This is a genomic window from Streptomyces sp. NPDC019396 (genome assembly GCF_040632375.1).
Taxonomy (GTDB): domain Bacteria; phylum Actinomycetota; class Actinomycetes; order Streptomycetales; family Streptomycetaceae; genus Streptomyces.
The window spans coordinates 83,398-99,356 of the sequence record NZ_JBEYBS010000018.1 but is presented as its reverse complement, the minus strand read 5'-3'; the positions used below and the strand labels follow the sequence as shown (position 1 = coordinate 99,356).

The 15,959-nt window shown below is 71.6% G+C and carries 14 protein-coding genes; 3 read left to right on the top strand and 11 right to left on the bottom strand.

Annotated features, from left to right (window positions below; translation table 11 throughout):
- Positions 1-118: 118 nt before the first annotated feature.
- On the bottom strand, positions 119-325 hold the full coding sequence (locus tag ABZ532_RS21285; RefSeq protein WP_361285781.1) for a hypothetical protein: 207 nt from the start codon (positions 323-325) through the stop codon (positions 119-121).
- Positions 326-956: 631 nt separating this feature from the next.
- Here ABZ532_RS21285 and ABZ532_RS21280 point away from each other — a divergent pair.
- The gene (locus ABZ532_RS21280; RefSeq protein ID WP_361285969.1) at positions 957-2,216 is read left to right on the top strand and encodes a serine/threonine-protein kinase; all 1,260 of its coding nucleotides are present in this window, start codon (positions 957-959) and stop codon (positions 2,214-2,216) included.
- A 34-nt stretch (positions 2,217-2,250) separates the two neighbouring features.
- Here the strand turns inward: ABZ532_RS21280 and ABZ532_RS21275 are convergent, their stop codons facing one another.
- From ABZ532_RS21275 to ABZ532_RS21240, 8 genes are all read right to left on the bottom strand, one after another.
- Positions 2,251-3,069, bottom strand: coding sequence for an RNA methyltransferase (locus ABZ532_RS21275; RefSeq protein WP_361285778.1), 819 nt, complete (start codon positions 3,067-3,069; stop codon positions 2,251-2,253).
- A gap of 97 nt (positions 3,070-3,166) precedes the next feature.
- Positions 3,167-4,462, bottom strand: coding sequence for a uroporphyrinogen-III C-methyltransferase (gene cobA, locus ABZ532_RS21270; protein WP_361285774.1), 1,296 nt, complete (start codon positions 4,460-4,462; stop codon positions 3,167-3,169).
- 164 nt (positions 4,463-4,626) lie between these two features.
- A complete protein-coding gene (gene cobT / locus ABZ532_RS21265) occupies positions 4,627-7,989 on the bottom strand; it encodes a nicotinate-nucleotide--dimethylbenzimidazole phosphoribosyltransferase (protein ID WP_361285771.1) in 3,363 nt (1,120 codons plus the stop codon).
- A gap of 439 nt (positions 7,990-8,428) precedes the next feature.
- Positions 8,429-9,691 (bottom strand): precorrin-6y C5,15-methyltransferase (decarboxylating) subunit CbiE, encoded by a 1,263-nt coding sequence (gene cbiE / locus ABZ532_RS21260; RefSeq protein WP_361285768.1) that lies wholly within the window; start codon positions 9,689-9,691, stop codon positions 8,429-8,431.
- Positions 9,692-9,826: 135 nt separating this feature from the next.
- Positions 9,827-10,462 carry a GNAT family N-acetyltransferase gene (locus tag ABZ532_RS21255; RefSeq protein ID WP_361285764.1) on the bottom strand — a complete coding sequence of 212 codons (636 nt, stop codon included), beginning with the start codon at positions 10,460-10,462 and terminating at the stop codon, positions 9,827-9,829.
- A gap of 234 nt (positions 10,463-10,696) precedes the next feature.
- Positions 10,697-11,569 carry a MetQ/NlpA family ABC transporter substrate-binding protein gene (locus ABZ532_RS21250; RefSeq protein WP_361285761.1) on the bottom strand — a complete coding sequence of 291 codons (873 nt, stop codon included), beginning with the start codon at positions 11,567-11,569 and terminating at the stop codon, positions 10,697-10,699.
- Positions 11,570-11,680: 111 nt separating this feature from the next.
- Positions 11,681-12,349 (bottom strand): methionine ABC transporter permease, encoded by a 669-nt coding sequence (locus tag ABZ532_RS21245; RefSeq protein ID WP_361285758.1) that lies wholly within the window; start codon positions 12,347-12,349, stop codon positions 11,681-11,683.
- Entirely contained in the window at positions 12,346-13,413 is a 1,068-nt protein-coding gene (locus ABZ532_RS21240) for an ATP-binding cassette domain-containing protein (RefSeq protein ID WP_361285966.1), read from the bottom strand. Before ABZ532_RS21240 ends, ABZ532_RS21245 begins: the two co-directional genes overlap by 4 nt.
- 562 nt (positions 13,414-13,975) lie before the next feature.
- Here ABZ532_RS21240 and ABZ532_RS21235 point away from each other — a divergent pair.
- The gene (locus tag ABZ532_RS21235) at positions 13,976-14,335 is read left to right on the top strand and encodes a hypothetical protein (protein WP_361285755.1); all 360 of its coding nucleotides are present in this window, start codon (positions 13,976-13,978) and stop codon (positions 14,333-14,335) included.
- 2 nt (positions 14,336-14,337) lie between these two features.
- Positions 14,338-14,802, top strand: a complete 465-nt coding sequence (locus tag ABZ532_RS21230) for a hypothetical protein (RefSeq protein ID WP_361285752.1) — start codon at positions 14,338-14,340, stop codon at positions 14,800-14,802.
- 28 nt (positions 14,803-14,830) lie between these two features.
- On the opposite strand, the gene ABZ532_RS21225 is transcribed toward ABZ532_RS21230, so the two are convergent.
- Together ABZ532_RS21225 and ABZ532_RS21220 are read right to left on the bottom strand one after the other, a co-directional pair.
- A complete protein-coding gene (locus ABZ532_RS21225) occupies positions 14,831-15,361 on the bottom strand; it encodes a GNAT family N-acetyltransferase (protein ID WP_361285748.1) in 531 nt (176 codons plus the stop codon).
- A gap of 35 nt (positions 15,362-15,396) precedes the next feature.
- Positions 15,397-15,942: a sigma-70 family RNA polymerase sigma factor gene (locus ABZ532_RS21220; RefSeq protein ID WP_361285745.1), complete on the bottom strand. Its 546-nt coding sequence runs from the start codon at positions 15,940-15,942 to the stop codon at positions 15,397-15,399.
- Between the last annotated feature and the right edge of the window lie 17 nt (positions 15,943-15,959).

Here is a 15,959-nt window from a genome sequence, read left to right as displayed (position 1 = left end):
GCCGGTCAGCTCCCCAGCTGACCGGCCCAGCGCGTGCCGTCCGCCGCACCCCCGTCCCCACGGGGCTTTGGGTGGGATGTCGTGAGACCCGGGCCGCTCTCCCGGACCGGAGCGCCGCTCAGCGCCCCAGCATCACGCCCACGGACGACGCCTGTGTGACCACTGCATCCCAGCCGCCGAAGGCGACGACGAGCAGGGCCGCGAGAGGGAGCACCATCGCCGTCGCCACCAGCGGGTGGCGGCGGCCGGACGGGCGGACGCCGAACGCGGCGAACGCCCTGCGTCCCTGCGCGCGGATCATGGTCCGCGATGCCGTGTCCGCCATGAGTCCTCTCCTGTCATCGTTGGCAGCGGCGGGTGTCCGACCTCGGGGGACGAGAGCTGCACCCACCGCTTGACTTCAAGGCTAGGGACGCGGGCGGGCCCGGGCGTCATGCCCGCGTACCGAATCGCGGGCCTCCCGGAGGATGAGCCGGGCGCCGGCGGTGTACTCCCCTGGGTGGAGACGCTGCACCTGATCTGCGGGTCTTCCCGGAGGGGATGCCCCGCACGGCCCGGGCCGCCCGCCCGCCCGCGGGACCGCCGAGACCAGGGGCAGGAGCAGGGGCAGGGGCCTGCGCGCGTGACTTCGGTCACGTCATTCCTGTCCCCGTGTGGCGGCAAGGGCCTGACCACCCGCCGGAGGGCGCCGGCCACCGTGGCGAAGGCTCCGCGTCACCCTGGCGGGGCACGGCACCGAGGATGATTCCGCCGACTCAACGCCCCTTCGGCAAAGCCGCCTTGGGGACGTCCGGGCGGCTGCACCCCGTGGGCGACGGCACCCTGATTGCCCTTCAGGTGCCGTGGGTGGCACTGACGATCGATCGGCTCCTGAGGGCGCGGCCTATGAGCACACCGGCCCACAGATACGTAAGCTGTGCCACGTCAAACGGATATCGGACGACCAGCCGGCGGGGATAAACATGGCGTTGATGCGGCTCCGGCGCGAGGATCCGCGGGTCGTCGGCTCGTTCAGGCTGCACCGGCGGCTCGGCGCCGGCGGTATGGGGGTCGTCTATCTCGGTTCCGACCGCCGTGGTCAGCGCGTCGCGCTGAAGGTGATCCGACCGGATCTGGCGGAGGACCAGGAGTTCAGGTCACGGTTCGCCCGCGAGGTGTCCGCCGCCCGGCGTATCCGGGGCGGCTGCACGGCCCGGCTGGTGGCGGCGGACCTCGAAGCGGACCGCCCGTGGTTCGCCACGCAGTACGTCCCCGGCCCGTCGCTGCACGACAAGGTGGCCGAGGACGGCGCGCTGCCGGCGGCCGAGACCGCGGCTATCGGGGCGGCGCTGTCGGAGGGCCTGGTGGCCGTGCACGAGGCCGGTGTCGTGCATCGTGATCTGAAGCCGTCGAACATCCTGCTGTCCCCGAAGGGCCCGAGGATCATCGACTTCGGTATCGCCTGGGCGACCGGGGCCTCCACGCTCACCCACGTCGGCACAGCCGTGGGCTCGCCGGGCTTTCTTGCGCCCGAGCAGGTCAGGGGGGCGGCGGTCACCCCCGCGACCGACGTGTTCTCGCTCGGCGCGACGCTCGCTTACGCCGCCACCGGTGACTCACCCTTCGGTCAGGGCAGTTCCGAGGTCATGCTCTACCGCGTCGTACACGAGGAGCCGCAGCTGTGGGGGGTGCCGGACGCGCTGGCACCGCTGCTGCGGGCGTGTCTGGCCAAGGACCCCGAGCAGCGTCCGAGCACGCTCCAGCTGTCGATGCGGCTGAAGGAGATCGCGGCACGTGAGGCTCAGGGCCTGCCGGCGCTGCGGCCTCCTGCCCAGCGTGAGCGGATCGAGCAGGATCTGTCGTCAGGGCGCCAGAGCACCGTCCGGTACACGGCGCGCAACACCCAGGGCCAGGGGCGCAGCACCCAGGGGCAGGGACAGGCGCAGGGGCGCAACACCCAGGGCCAGAGCCGCAGTACGCAGGGGCAGGGACGCCAGGCACCCGCGCGTGAGCGGGGGTCCCGTCCCTCGGCGTCCCGTACGGGTGGTTCACGTCCCGCTCCGTCCCGGGGTGGCACGGGAGCGGGGCGCACACCGTCACGAGCCGGTGTGCGCACGACGTCCACAGGGCGCAGGCCGGCCAACCCCCGGCTGCTGCGTCAGCGCATCTTCGTGTTCGTGGTCGTGACGCTCGTGGTGGCGCTCGGGATCACCGTGGCTCAGAGCCTGCGGGGTTGAGGTCCGGGGGCGGTCGGCGGAGCCGGAGACCCGCTCAGCTTTCCGGGCGGCCCGTTGCGACCGCGTAGAAGGCGACCGCGGCCGCCGCGCCCACATTGAGCGAGTCCACGCCATGCGCCATCGGGATGCGCACCCACTCGTCGGCGGCCACCAGGGCCTGCCGTGACAGACCGTCGCCCTCGGCACCGAGCATCAGCGCGACCCGGTCGAGGCGGTGCGGGGCCGCCTCGTCGATGGGTGAGGCCTTCTCGTCGGGGGTGAGGGCCAGCAGCTTGAAGCCCGCCTCGCGGACCGTTTCCAGCCCCTTGGGCCAGTGGTCGAGACGGGTGTAGGGGACGGAGAAGACCGCACCCATGGAAACCTTCACCGAGCGCCGGTAGAGCGGGTCGGCGCAGTCCGGCGAGAGCAGTACGGCGTCCATGCCGAGTGCGGCGGCGCTGCGGAAGATCGCACCGGTGTTGGTGTGGTCGTTCACCGATTCCATGACGGCGATCCGGCGCGCGCTGCGCAGCAGCTCCTCGGCCGCGGGGAGCGGCTTGCGCTGCATCGAGGCGAGGGCGCCGCGGTGCACGTGGTAGCCGGTGACGCGTTCGGCGAGCTCGGGGGTCACGGCGTACACGGGGGCCGGGATCTCGTCGATGACGTCCCGCATGACGTCCACCCACTTGGCCGAGAGCAGCATGGAACGCATCTCGTAACCCGCGTCCTTGGCCCGTCTGATGACCTTCTCGCCCTCGGCGATGAACAGGCCCTCGGCGGGCTCACGCCTGCGCCGGAGCTCGACGTCGGTCAGTCCCGTGTAGTCGCGCAGACGCGGGTCGTCGGGGTCGTCGACGGTGATGAGTTCAGCCACAGGGTGATACTGCCTTCTCCGGGTGATGGTGCCAACGGCCCGGGCGGGTAATTGGTTACCAGTGGTTACGCTGGCGGGTGCCGAGGGGGCTGCCGGCCTACGAGCGGGGGCGCCCGGCACCGACGGCGACCACGTCCCCGATGACGATGACGGCGGGCGGCCTGACGTCGTGCGTACGGACGGCCTCGGCGACCGTGGCGAGCGTGGCGTCCACCCTGCGCTGGGCGGCGGTGGTGCCTTCCTGGATCAGCGCCAGCGGGGTCTCGGGAGACTTGCCGTGTGCGATCAGCGCCTCGGCGATCGCCCCGATCTTGTCCACCCCCATGAGGATCACGAGGGTGCCACGCAGCTTGGCGAGCGACTTCCAGTCGACCAGGGAGCGCTCGTCGTCGGGTGCGACATGCCCGCTGACGACCGTGAACTCGTGAGCGACCCCCCGGTGTGTGACCGGGATGCCCGCGGCACCCGGCACCGAGATGGAGCTGGAGATCCCGGGCACGACCGTGCAGGCGATGCCCTCCTGCGCGAGCGCTTGGGCCTCCTCCATCCCCCGTCCGAAGACGAACGGGTCGCCGCCCTTGAGCCGGACGACCGACTTGCCCGCCTTCGCGTGCTCGATGAGGGCGTTGTTGATGGCCTCCTGGGCCATGAAGCGGCCGTACGGGATCTTGGCCGCGTCGATCACCTCGACATGCGGCGGCAGTTCATCGAGCAGATCGCGCGGTCCGAGGCGGTCGGCGATGACGACATCCGCCTCGGCGAGCAGCCGGCGTCCCCGCACGGTGATCAGGTCCGGGTCACCGGGACCCCCGCCGACCAGGGCGACGAAGGGTTCACGCGAGCGATGGTGCGGGGCGGTGAGCGAGCCGTCCCGCAGGCCCTCCACGATGGCATCGCGCACCGAGGCGGAACGCCGGGGGTCGTTGCCGGTGAGGACGGCGACGGTCACGCCCTCGCTCCGGCCCGTGGCCGGGGTCCAGGCGGTGGCCGCCTCGGCGTCGTCGGAGCGTACGCACCAGGTCCTGGTCCGCTCGGCCTCCGCCGACGCGGCCTCATTCGCGAGCGGGTCGCTGGTGGCGACGAGGGCGTACCAGGTGTCGGCGAGATCGCCGTCCTCGTAGCGCCGCCTGGTCCAGGTGATCTCGCCGGCCTCGGCCATGGCCTCGACCGACGCGGTGGCGGAGGGGGAGATCAGGATGACGTCGGCACCGGCCGCGACGAGGGCCGGGAGGCGGCGCTGGGCCACCTGGCCGCCGCCGACGACGACGACGCGGCGCCCCGAGAGGCGCAGTCCCACGGGGTAGGCGGGGCGCCCGGCGCTCGCGGCCGGCTCTGTGCTCGCGGCGTGCTCGGCCTGCTCGGCTCGCGGGGTGCCTTCAGCGTGCTCGGCCATGGCGGTGCGGCTCCTCGGTGCGGCGGTGCTGGCCGCTGCGACGGTGGAGCGGCTGGTGGGACGGTGATTACTTTACGGGGGCGTGGTTCCCCGTGCCCGAATGGTCGGACAGCGCTGTGCGGCACGGGACACGGCGGAGGTCCCGTGCCGCACAGCGCAACCGGCTACTTCTCCGTGACGCCCGCGGAGTCGAAGGTCGCCACCTCGTGCATGGCCCGCGCAGCGCTCTGCACCAGCGGCAACGCCAGCAGCGCGCCCGTGCCCTCGCCGAGGCGGAGGTCCAGATCCACCAGGGGCCGCAGGCCCAGCTTGTTGAGCGCCGCCACATGGCCGGGCTCGGCACTGCGGTGACCCGCGATGCAGGCGGCGAGGGCCTCGGGCGCGACCGCCCGGGCGACCAGTGCCGCGGCGCCCGCGGAGACCCCGTCCAGGATGACCGGCGTACGCAGCGAGGCACCGCCGAGGATGAAGCCGACCAGCGCCGCGTGCTCCAGACCGCCGACCGCCGCGAGGGCACCGACCGGGTCGGCCGGGTCCGGCTGGTGGAGCTCCAGGGCGCGCCGGACGACGTCGACCTTGCGGGCGTGCATCTCGTCGTTGATGCCGGTGCCGCGGCCGGTGACCTCCGCTGGTTCCGCACCGGTGTACACGGCGATCAGGGCGGCCGACGCGGTGGTGTTGGCGATGCCCATCTCGCCGGTGAGCAGGGCCTTGTTGCCCGCGGCGACCAGATCACGGGCGGTCTCGATGCCGACCTCGATCGCGGCGATGACATCCTCGCGGCTGAGCGCGGGACCCGTGGTGAAGTCGGCCGTGCCCGGACGGACCTTCCTCGGCAGCAGTCCGGGAGTGGCCGGCAGCTCGGACGCGACGCCCACGTCGATGACGCACACTTCAGCGCCGACCTGGTTGGCGAAGGCGTTGCACACCGCTCCGCCGCCGAGGAAGTTGGCGACCATCTGGCCGGTCACCTCCTGGGGCCAGGAGGTGACGCCCTGGGCGTGCACCCCGTGGTCGCCCGCGAAGATCGCGACCGCGGCGGGCTCCGGGATCGGCGGAGGGCACATCCGGGACAGCCCGGCGAGCTGCGCGGAGATGATCTCCAGCATGCCCAGCGCGCCCGAGGGCTTGGTCATCCTCTTCTGCCGCTCCCACGCCTCGCCGAGCGCCTTCGCGTCCAGCGGGCGGATGTTGGAGACGGTCTCCTGGAGCAGGTCGTGCGGCTCCTCGCCGGGCAGGGCGCGACGGCCGTAGGTCTCCTCGTGGACCACCCAGGACAGAGGCCTGCGCTTGGACCAGCCCGCCTGCATCAGTTCGGGTTCCTCGGGGAACTCGTCGACGTATCCGACGCAGAGATACGCGACGACCTCGAGGTGCTCGGGCAGTCCCAGGGCGCGCACCATCTCGCGCTCGTCGAAGAAGCTGACCCAGCCGACGCCGAGGCCCTCGGCGCGCGCGGCGAGCCAGAGGTTCTCGACGGCGAGCGCGGAGGAGTACGGCGCCATCTGCGGCTGGGTGTGCCGGCCGAGGGTGTGACGGCCCCCGCGGGTGGGGTCGGCGGTGACGACGATGTTCACCGGGGTCTCGAGGATGGCCTCGATCTTGAGTTCCTTGAACTGCTTCGCCCGGCCCTTGGGCAGCGACTTGGCGTAGGCCTCGCGCTGGCGCTGGGCGAGCTCGTGCATCGTGCGCCGGGTCTCGGCGGAGCGGATGACCACGAAGTCCCAGGGCTGGGAGTGCCCCACGCTGGGCGCGGTGTGCGCGGCTTCGAGCACGCGCAGCAGGACCTCGTGCGGGATCGGGTCACTGCGGAAGCCGTTGCGGATGTCCCGCCGCTCGCGCATCACACGCAGAACCGCCTCGCGTTCGGCGTCGTCGTAGCCCGGGGCGGCGGCGGAGACCGGTTCGGCGTCGCCCGCCGTCTCGGCGGCGGCCGTGTCAGTGGCAGCGGTCACGGCGACCGGGGCTTCGGCGGCGGCCGGCTCGGCCATGACCGCCGCGACGTCGGCGCCGGTCCCGGCGACGGCACTGTGCACGCCGGTGTCCGCGTTCACGCTCGCCTCGGTGTGCGCGTTGGTCTCGATGTTCGCGCTCGTCTCTGTGGTCACGCTGATCTCGGTGTGCACTTCGTTCACTGCGCCCTCGCCAGCGGTGGCCGGCTCCGCGAGGAGCTCGGCGACCGGCTGCGGCTCGGCCACCAGGGGCTCCGCTGCCACGGGCTCCACCGCCACAGACGCTTCCTGGGGCGCGACGCCATGATCACCGGCGCTGCCGTCGCGCGGTCCCGGGACAACCGCGAACACGGGCTCCGGCGCGGGACCAGCGGCGACCACGGGCCCCGGCGCGGGTGCGGCGGCCACATGCTCCACCGGTTCCGGTGCGGGCAGGGGCTGCGCGGGCTCCTGTGCGGCGGCCTGCGGCACCACCGGCTCGGATGCGACGGGTTCGGGGGCGAGAATCTCGGGCCCGGGCGCCTCGACGGGCGTTTCCGGGACGAAGGTTTCTGCCGTCTCTGCTGGTTCCGCCGTCTCCGCGGGGGTGAAGGTCGGCACAGGGACGGGCGTCCACGGGGTGGCGTCCTGCGGTGCGGCGTCAGCGGGTTGCGCAGGCGGGGTGAACTCCGCGGGCTCATCGCGGGGAATGTCGAGGTACTCGGGGCCGGTGGTCGGCGGCCCCGCCTGCCGCACGGGGATGGGGTGCGGCGGTGTGTGCCCCGAGGGAGTGCCGGCCGCGCTGGCGGGTCCCCGGTCCGCGAGCGAGCGCACCACACCACCGGTGGCGTCCGGCATCGGGGGCCCCATGTGCAGCGGACGGCGTCCGGGCGGCGGGGTGGGAGTGGACGAGGTCGGCGGGACTCGTACGCCGCCGAGGTCGAGCGAACCCGAGTCCCGGCCGCCGGCCTCGTGCGCGCCGGTCTCAGGTCCCGGCTGCGGTGCGACCTGCTGGGGCACGACCGGCTCCGGGGCTGCGGACATCTGCTGCGGCACGGGCTGCGCAGCGGCCTGCTGAGGCACCGCGGGCTGGGGCGCGGGCTGCTGGGGCGCCGTCTGCTGGGGTACGACCGGCTCGGCCGCAACCGGCTCCGGGGCCAGGGGCGCCTGGACCTCGGGCAGGACGGATTCGGCGGGCGGCACCGGAGCAGCCACGGCCTCCTGGACCTGGGTCGCAGGCGCGGAGGGCGCCGGCGCCTGCGGTGACGCGTGCTGCACCGCGGCCCGTACGGCCGCCGCGGCGGCGTCCGGAGCCACGGCCCGTGCGACCGGAACCTGCTGCGACGCCACGGGCGCGACCGGTGGGACGGCCTGCGCCCCAGAGGCCGTGTGCCCGCTTCCGGGAGCCGCCGGCAGCGGTTCGCTCCAGGCGCCCTGCGCGCCCGGCATCAACAGCAGGTCGTCGTCGTCGGCGACGGCTGCGCCTTCGGAGGGATCGAGGAAGGTGTACGCGCCCGGAGCGGGGATGCCCGGCTGCTCCACCATGCCTGCGTTCTCCGGCAGCCCCTCGCCCGGGATCTGGCCGGTGTCAGTCATGCGTTCCCCTCGCCCATCGGTTGTGCTCCTTCAGACTTTCGCCCGGGGCGCCCGATCGCGGCACACAAGCACCCGTCTATAACAAGAACGAGCGTGTGCGCCGCGCGGCACGAAAGCCCGCAGACACCAGCATTGTCCTGGTCATTCGCGTCCACGGCAGCAGGATCCGCCATGGTCGGCTGTGGACTGCGCCACGTTGCGCGTCCCCCGGTCGCGCCGTACCACACCGGGGCCCAAATCGGCCCCCTGTTGCGGACTTTGGCTGGACCTCCCCTGGGGTCCCCCCGCGGTAGCGGGGGAGAAGCCCTGGGGAGAGAATTCGACGCCCCACCAGTGCGGTACAACGATCGGCCAGCCTACCGCGCCGGGCCATGCCAACCGGGGCGGGGGGCGCGATCAGGCAGGCCCCGGGCGGCACGCGCCGACGGCCGGAGGGCGTTCAGCGGGAGTCGTCCCGGACCGTGTCCGGCCCCTGATGGGCGGGGCGGACCGGGTCTCGGCGCGTCTGCTCCCCGGAAAGCAGGAAGACGACGGAGCGTTCCCGCTCGGACCAGTCGCCGGGATCCAGCTGGACGGACTGGAGCAGGGCGCATTCGACGCTGTAGCCGCCGTCGGCGAGTGCGGCTCCGATCGCCTCGGCCTCGTCGCGGGTGGAGGCGTGGGTGACGATGCGTTCGGGGCGACGGTCGACGCAGGCGGTGACCACCGGTACTCCCCCGCCACCGATGCGGACCACGTCCGGTTCGGGCAGCCGCTCCAGCACATGCGGCGCGCGGCCGTGCACGATCTGGAGCTGGACGCCGGCGCGGCGGGCCGCTGCGGCCGTGCGGTCGCATGCGCCCAGGCCGGCGTCGACGGCGATCACCGCGGCGCCGAAGCGCGCCGCGTCGACGGCGAGGTCCCCGCCGCCGCAGCCGATGTCCCAGACGAGGTCGCCGAGGCGCGGACCGAGGCGGGCGAGCTGGGCGGCGCGGAGCTGGACCGACTCGCCTTCCCCGGCTGACGGGCCGCCGGGCTCCGGGGCCAGCGCCCAGCCGCGTACGGCGGGCGGATAGCCGGGGTCACGGCCCGCAGCCCAGCCGCTCCTGGACACCGCGGCGGCGCCACCGATGACGATGACGACGTTGGGGTCGCGCCAGGTGTGGTCGGCGACCTTGTCGGAGGTGAGCACGGTGACCTGCTCGCGTTCGGTGCCGAGCTCCTCGCAGATCACGAACGTGCGGTGGACCCCCTCCAGCAGCAGGGCCAGCTCCGCTGGCCCTGCTCCCGGTGATGTGAGGACGGCGACCTTGGGGTGTGCCCGGCAGACGTTGACGGCCCGCCGCAGGGTGCGGCTCTGGGCCACGACGAGCTGGGCGTCGTCCCAGGGCATACCGGCCCGGGCGAAGGCCGTGGCGACGGAAGAGACCGCGGGCACGACCTCGACCTCGAGTCCGTGCTGGGGTGCTCGCAGGGTGCGTACGACGCCGAACAGGCCGGGGTCGCCGTCCGCCATGACGACGGGGCTGCCACGGTGCCCCGCGATCCTCCGCGCGGCCAGGTCGAGGCTGCCGAGCCGTATCCGCTCCGCATTCGCCGGTACCTCGGGAAGCGCCAGGTGGTGGGCGGCTCCGGCGACGAGCGTGGCGGCGGACAGGGCGGACCTGGCTGCCGAGGTCAGGGGGGAACCGTCCCAGCCGATCACCGTGACCCGGTCGGCCATCGTCGTCAGTCTCCCGGTCTTCGCTGAGGTGAGTTGGGGTGCGTGACGACGCTCTGGTCGCCGTACTCGTCATGCTCGCTGTGCTCACCGCGTCGCCGCAGGTCGCGCAGGTCGTGAGCGTGAGCGTACCCGGTCTCAGCTCCAGTCGGCGAAGGAGGAATATCCGGTATCGGTCACCTGGTCGACTACGCCTTCGAGATCCTCGGGGAGAAGGCTCCAGACGATGAAGTCGGTGCGCTGGTCGGCCCAGCCCCCGTCGTCGGTGCGGGTGCGGGCTATACAGGCTCCCCGCAGCACGCCCTCGCTGATGCAGCCGATCCTCTGGGCCACCTGCTGGGACGCGGTGTTGTCGGCGGCGGTGCGCAGCTCCAGACGCTCGAAACCCTGGTCGCGGAAGAGCCACTGGGCGGTGGCGAGCGTCGCCTCGGAGGCATAGCCCTCGCCACGGGCCCACGGAGCGACGATGTAGGAGATCTCGGTGGAGCGCACCCGCCAGTCGGTGTGGGCGAGCTGGATCACGCCGACCAGGCGCTGGGTGAGGAACTCGGTGATGGCCAGGTCCAGGCCGCGTCCCGCGGTGCGCTCGGCGGGCGCGTACCCGCTGATCCATTCCCGGGCGGCAGCCTCGGTGTAGGGCTGGGGAACGGCGGTCCAGGAGGCGACCTGCTCGTCGTTCATCATCTCGGCGAGGGCTGGGGCATCGGCGGGTTCGAGCGCACGCAGCACCAGCCGCTCCGTGCTGATGGAGATGTCCGGGAAGGGGGTAGTCATGCGCAGCTCCATGCCGAGACCGTCGTAAAGGCCGTACGCGTAAAGGCCCAGCATGCAACATCGACTGACGGATGCGCATGGCCGGGGTGCGTACGCCTGGGATACGCCGGGAACCCGTCGGGGACACACCGAAGGCCCCGCGCACCCCTGGAATTCGCCCTGTGGGTGCACGGGGCCTTCCGCTCCCGGCGAGGCGGCAAGTGCCTTACCGCCGCGCACGGTTGGCAGAACGGTCTACGCGACGGGACCGAAGGCGGGGATGACCGAGCCGTTGTACGTGTCCTCGATGTACTTCTTCACCTCAGGGGAGTTGAGGAGCTTCGCGAGCTTCTGCACCCGCACGTCCTTCTCGTTGCCTTCCTTGACTGCGAGGAAGTTGGCGTACGGGTTGCCATCCGCCTTCTCCAGTGCCAGGGCGTCCTTGGCGGGCGCGAGGTCGGCCTCGATGGCGTAGTTGCCGTTGATGACGGCGGCATCGACGTCGTTCAGGGCGCGGGGCAGCGTGGCGGCCTCCAGCTCCTTGAACTCCAGGCCCTTCTTGTCGGTGATGTCGGAGAGCCTGGCGTCGGCACCGGCGCCCGCCTTGAGGGTGATCAGGCCGTTGTCGGCCAGCAGCTTGAGCGCGCGGCCCTCGTTGGTGGTGTCGTTGGGTACGGCGACGGTCTGGCCTGCCTTGATGTCCTTGAGGGACTTGGCCTTGCCGGAGTAGAGGCCGAGGGGCTCCAGATGCACGTTGACGACCGGGACGATGGTGGTCTTGTTCTTCTTGTTGAAGTCGTCCAGGTACGGCTTGTGCTGGAAGAAGTTGGCGTCGACCTGGCCCTGCTGGGTGGCGTTGTTGGGCAGGACGTAGTCCGTGAACTCCCTGATCTCCAGCGTGAGCCCGGCCTTGGCGGCCAGGTTCTTCTTGACGTACTCGAGGATGTCGGCGTGCGGGGTCGGGGACGCCGCGACGACGAGCGGCTCGTTCGCTGCCGCGGCCTTGTCACCGGAGCCGGACTTCGTGCCCGGGTCGGAGGCCGTGCCGCAGGCGGTCAGGCCGAGGGTGAGCGCGGCGGCGGCTGCCGCGGTGGCGGTGAGCTTGGTGTACTTGCGGTGGTTGCGCACGAAAAGTGCCTCTTTCTGATGGTGCAGTACTGACGCCCGGACAAGGAGTGCGGGCGCGCGGGTGTGCCGGGGAAAGGTGAAGCGGAGCTGCGCTCGGTCGGATCGGGCAGATCAGGCGGTGCGGCCCCGGCGGGCCAGCAGCCGTACGACTCCGTCACCGATCAGCTGAACGGCCGTGACGATGGCGATCAGGATGACGACGGTGATGAGCATGAACGAGGTCTCGAACCGCTGGAAGCCGTAGGTGACGGCCTTGGATCCGAGCCCCTCGCCGCCGACCGCGCCCGCCATCGCCGAATAGCCGACGAGGACGATCACGGTGGTGGTGACGGCGGCGACGATCGAGGGCAGGGCCTGTGGGAGCAGCACCTTGCGGATGATCGTCGGTATGGAGCCGCCCATGGACTGGACCGCTTCGACCAGTCCGTGGTCGACCTCGCGGATCGCCGTTTCGACGAGCCGCGCGAAGAAGGGGATGGCCCCGACGGCGAGCGGCACGATCATGGCCGTCGGGCCGATGAAGGTGCCGACCACCGCGGTGGTGAAGGGGATCAGCGCGATGAGCAGGATGATGAACGGCAGCGAGCGCCCGATGTTCACGACCACGCCGACGGCCTTGTTCACCGGGGTGTTCTGGAGCAGTCCGCCCTTGTCGGTGAGGACCAGCAGGACTCCCAGCGGAAGTCCGCCGATGACGGTGACGACCGTGGACCACAACACCATGTAGAGGGTGTCGATGGTGCCCTGGGTCAGCAGCGGCTGCATCTCCGGCCAGGTCACTGCGCGGTCTCCTTCACCAGTTCGGGGCGCGGCGTGGGGACCCCACCGGCCTCGTCGGGTCCGTGCTCGACGATCTCGACCTGGAGACCCTGTTCGCGCAGGAAGCCGACGGGCACGACGTTGTCCTCGTAGCGCCCCGGCAGTTCGATGCGCATCCGGCCGATCTGCCTCCCGGCGACGGTGTCCATCGCGGCGCCGAGGATCGAGATGTCGATGTTGTAGGTGCGCGAGAGCTGAGAGATCACGGGCTGGGTGGTGGTGTCGCCCTGGAAGGTGACATCAACGACCGTACGGTCCGGGCCGGTGGCGTCGCCGGTCACCGGGAACAGCTCCCTGGCGAGTTCCGACCCCGGTGTGGCGAGCAGTTCGCTCACCGTGCCGGACTCCACGATCCGGCCGTGCTCCATCAGGGCTGCCGAGTCGCAGACGGACTTCACGACGTCCATCTCGTGCGTGATGAGCAGGACGGTCAGACCGAGCTGCCGGTTGAGGTCGCGCAGCAGCTCGAGGATGGACCGGGTGGTCTCGGGGTCGAGAGCGCTGGTGGCCTCGTCGGAGAGCAGCACCTTCGGGTTCCCTGCCAGCGCGCGGGCGATGCCGACGCGCTGCTTCTGGCCGCCGGAGAGCTGTCCTGGGTAAGCCCTGGCCTTGTCGGCGAGACCGACGAGGTCGAGCAGTTCGAGGGCGCGCCGGGAACGCTCGGCGCCGGTGGCACCGAGGATCTCCAGGGGGAGCTCGATGTTGTCCTTCACTGTCCGCGAGGACAGCAGGTTGAAGTGCTGGAAGACCATGCCGATACGGCTGCGGGCCTGGCGCAGTTCCCTGCCCGTGCGGTTGCCGCGTCCGGTGAGGGCCGTGAGGTCGACGCCGTCGACGGTCACGGTGCCCGCCGTGGGCCGCTCGAGCAGGTTGACGCAGCGGATGAGGGAGGACTTTCCGGCGCCGCTGCGGCCGATGACGCCGAAGACCTCGCCCTCCCGGACGTGCAGATCGACTCCGTCCAGAGCGGTGACGTCGCGGCCTCGCGACTGGTAGACCTTCGTGAGGCCCTTGGTGGTGATCACAGGAATTCCGTCACTGTCGAGTGCGTGGCGCGATGACGCGCCGGACATGGGTGGTGTGTCGTCGTTGTGTGTCGTCCTGGCAGCAGGCAGCAGAGACAGACGGGCGCAGAGACACCGCACATTCGGCCGGTGGGCGGTGTGCGCAGGGCGGTGGCCTCGCTTCGGGGCGCGAGGCTCAGTCAGGGGCCCTCAGAAAGCGCACATTCGACACATACAGCGAGCACCGGGCGTCATGTGCGCCTCGGTCGCAAGGGTGCGGCTGCTCGTCGTGGTCATGCGGCCCAGTAAAGCAGACAAGCATCCGAGCCGATCTCGGCTGTCCGCATTTCGGGACTCAAACGTCCAGATAGCGGAATACCTGTGTCGTCCCGGCAGCGTGTGCCCCAGACCGTTGACCTGCTCCGATGCCCGAGAATCCCTGGCGGTACGCCCTGCCCTCACGACGGTGCCACTGATTCTCTGTAGTCAAGGCCACGGATGCGTGGTCCATGCTCCTCCGGCGTTGCAGAGGCCACGGGGGCCGAGCGCTCCGCGCATTTCGGCCCGTAATACTCTCGGCTGCATGCTCGACGCCCTGACGGTCGCCCTCTCGGTGGCCGCCCTCGCCCTCGCCGCCTGGTGCGGCTATGCCGCGTTCCGGGACCAGCCGACGAAGGACTGGCACTTCATCGGCATGGCCGTGGTGACGGTCCTGGCGCTGGCCCAACTGGTCACGGGCATCGTGCAGCTCGCCCTCGGCGAGGAGGCCGATCAGGGTTCGGTGATCTTCATCTCGTATCTGATCGGCGCCTTCGTGGCGATTCCGGCGGCCGGCTTCCTCTCCCTGAGCGAGCGGACCCGCTGGGGTTCGGTGACGGTCGCGGCGGGCGCGGTGGTGCTCGCGGTGCTGGAAGTGCGGCTCTACGACATCTGGAAGGCCTGAGCATGACGGACCCGACCCGCTCCGCGGCAGGCACCGGCACCGGCACCGGGGACAACGCCGGAGAGCGGCCGGACGGCTCGCGGACCCGGCTGGTCCACGGGCCCGGACTGCTCGTGGTGTGGCTGTACGGGGTGATGTCGGTGGGCGCCGTGTCCCGCTCCATCTACCAGATCGCCACCGAGTACGAGCACGCGCCGCTGGCCTACTCCCTGTCGGCGATGGCCGCCGTGGTCTACGCGTTCATCACGTACACCCTGGTGCGCGGGGGTGAGACGGCCCGCAGGGCGGCGCTGCTGTCGTGCGCCGCCGAGCTGGTCGGCGTGCTGACGGTGGGCACCTGGACGCTGGCGGATCCGGCCGCGTTCCCGGACGCCACGGTGTGGACCGACTACGGCATGGGCTACCTCTTCATTCCGGTGCTGCTGCCGATCACCGGAATGGTCTGGCTGCGCACGTCCAGGCGCTGAGACGACTGTCAACCGTCGCACAGCGGCGTCACGCGCTGGTGGTGTACTCCCCCGCGCTCCGTCCCGGAGCGCCCTCCGCCGTACCGACTCTCTTCTCCAGCGTGATCACGGTCAGCCGGGGCCCCGCGGACAGCTCCGACACCGGTGCGTAGCCGTGGCGACGGTAGAGGCGCAGGTTGCGGTCGCTGCGGTGCCCGGTGAAGAGCTGGAAGCGCTTGGCCGCCGCCTCCGCCGCGAAGTGCGTCTCGATCGCGCCGAGCAGCCGGCCCCCCAGGCCGTGGCGCTGCATACGGGGATGGACGATGAGCTTGGCGATGCGTGCGACGCCCGCCTCGTCGACCTCACCGCGCACGGACGCGATCACCTCGTCGCCGAGGCGGGCCACCAGCGCGTGGCCCCGGGCCAGCTCGGCCCTGAGGTCCTCGAGGGTCTGGGTGAGGGGCTCGATGCCGTAGTCGCCGTAGAGTGCCGCCTCGCTCTGATAGCACAGGTACTGAAGCTTGAGGATGTGCTCGGCGTCCTGAACCGCCGCCGCTGTGATGCTCACGCTCATGCCCATGTGTGGCGCGCCTCCACTCACCTTCACCCGGTTGTCTACCGCTCCTTTCCCCGGAGTTCAGGAGCTGCAACCTCTGCCGCGAGCATTCTGCGCAGACATCCCAGGCAACGGGAACGAGTCGGTCCCAGACTTCCCTGTGAGATACCCAACTGCCCTGCGATCTCCCGGTATGTGGGGTCCGCCGGGGACAGGAGGGCCGTCAGCAGCCGTGGACAGGGTCCGGGAGTACGGGCCACCGCGGCCCGGAGCGTACGGTGCCCCTCGGCGACGAGCAGGGCCCGTTCGGGGCAGCCGGCGGGGCCCGCTGCCGGTTCGTCGGTGAAGGCCCGCTCGCGCAGGGCCCTCAGGCGGGCCCTGCGCGCCTCGTCGCGAACGGCGCCCCGGACCCAGGCCGCCGCGTCCCGGGGCGGTCCCACGGCGGCGAGCCGCTCAAGGAGGCGTACCCACACGTCCTGTTCGAGGTCCGCGGGCTCCAGGGCACCGTCCTGTGCCTCGGCGTCGGCCTCCGCGGCGACGAGCGGCCGCAGCAGCTCCACCAGTGCTCCGGAGCGGGACGGGGACGTGGAGGGATAGGGGGTCATGCCCGGCGTGACGTCAC

What these genes read in the sequence shown, in the direction of transcription:
- cbiE (WP_361285768.1), bottom strand. Translation starts at nt 9,691, where the DNA reads ATGGCCGACCGGGTCACGGTGATCGGCTGGGACGGTTCCCCCCTGACC.
- ABZ532_RS21235 (WP_361285755.1), top strand. Translation starts at nt 13,976, where the DNA reads ATGCTCGACGCCCTGACGGTCGCCCTCTCGGTGGCCGCCCTCGCCCTC.
- ABZ532_RS21225 (WP_361285748.1), bottom strand. Translation starts at nt 15,361, where the DNA reads ATGGGCATGAGCGTGAGCATCACAGCGGCGGCGGTTCAGGACGCCGAG.
- ABZ532_RS21230 (WP_361285752.1), top strand. Translation starts at nt 14,338, where the DNA reads ATGACGGACCCGACCCGCTCCGCGGCAGGCACCGGCACCGGCACCGGG.
- ABZ532_RS21255 (WP_361285764.1), bottom strand. Translation starts at nt 10,462, where the DNA reads ATGACTACCCCCTTCCCGGACATCTCCATCAGCACGGAGCGGCTGGTG.
- ABZ532_RS21220 (WP_361285745.1), bottom strand. Translation starts at nt 15,942, where the DNA reads ATGACCCCCTATCCCTCCACGTCCCCGTCCCGCTCCGGAGCACTGGTG.
- ABZ532_RS21285 (WP_361285781.1), bottom strand. Translation starts at nt 325, where the DNA reads ATGGCGGACACGGCATCGCGGACCATGATCCGCGCGCAGGGACGCAGG.
- cobA (WP_361285774.1), bottom strand. Translation starts at nt 4,462, where the DNA reads ATGGCCGAGCACGCTGAAGGCACCCCGCGAGCCGAGCAGGCCGAGCAC.
- cobT (WP_361285771.1), bottom strand. Translation starts at nt 7,989, where the DNA reads ATGACTGACACCGGCCAGATCCCGGGCGAGGGGCTGCCGGAGAACGCA.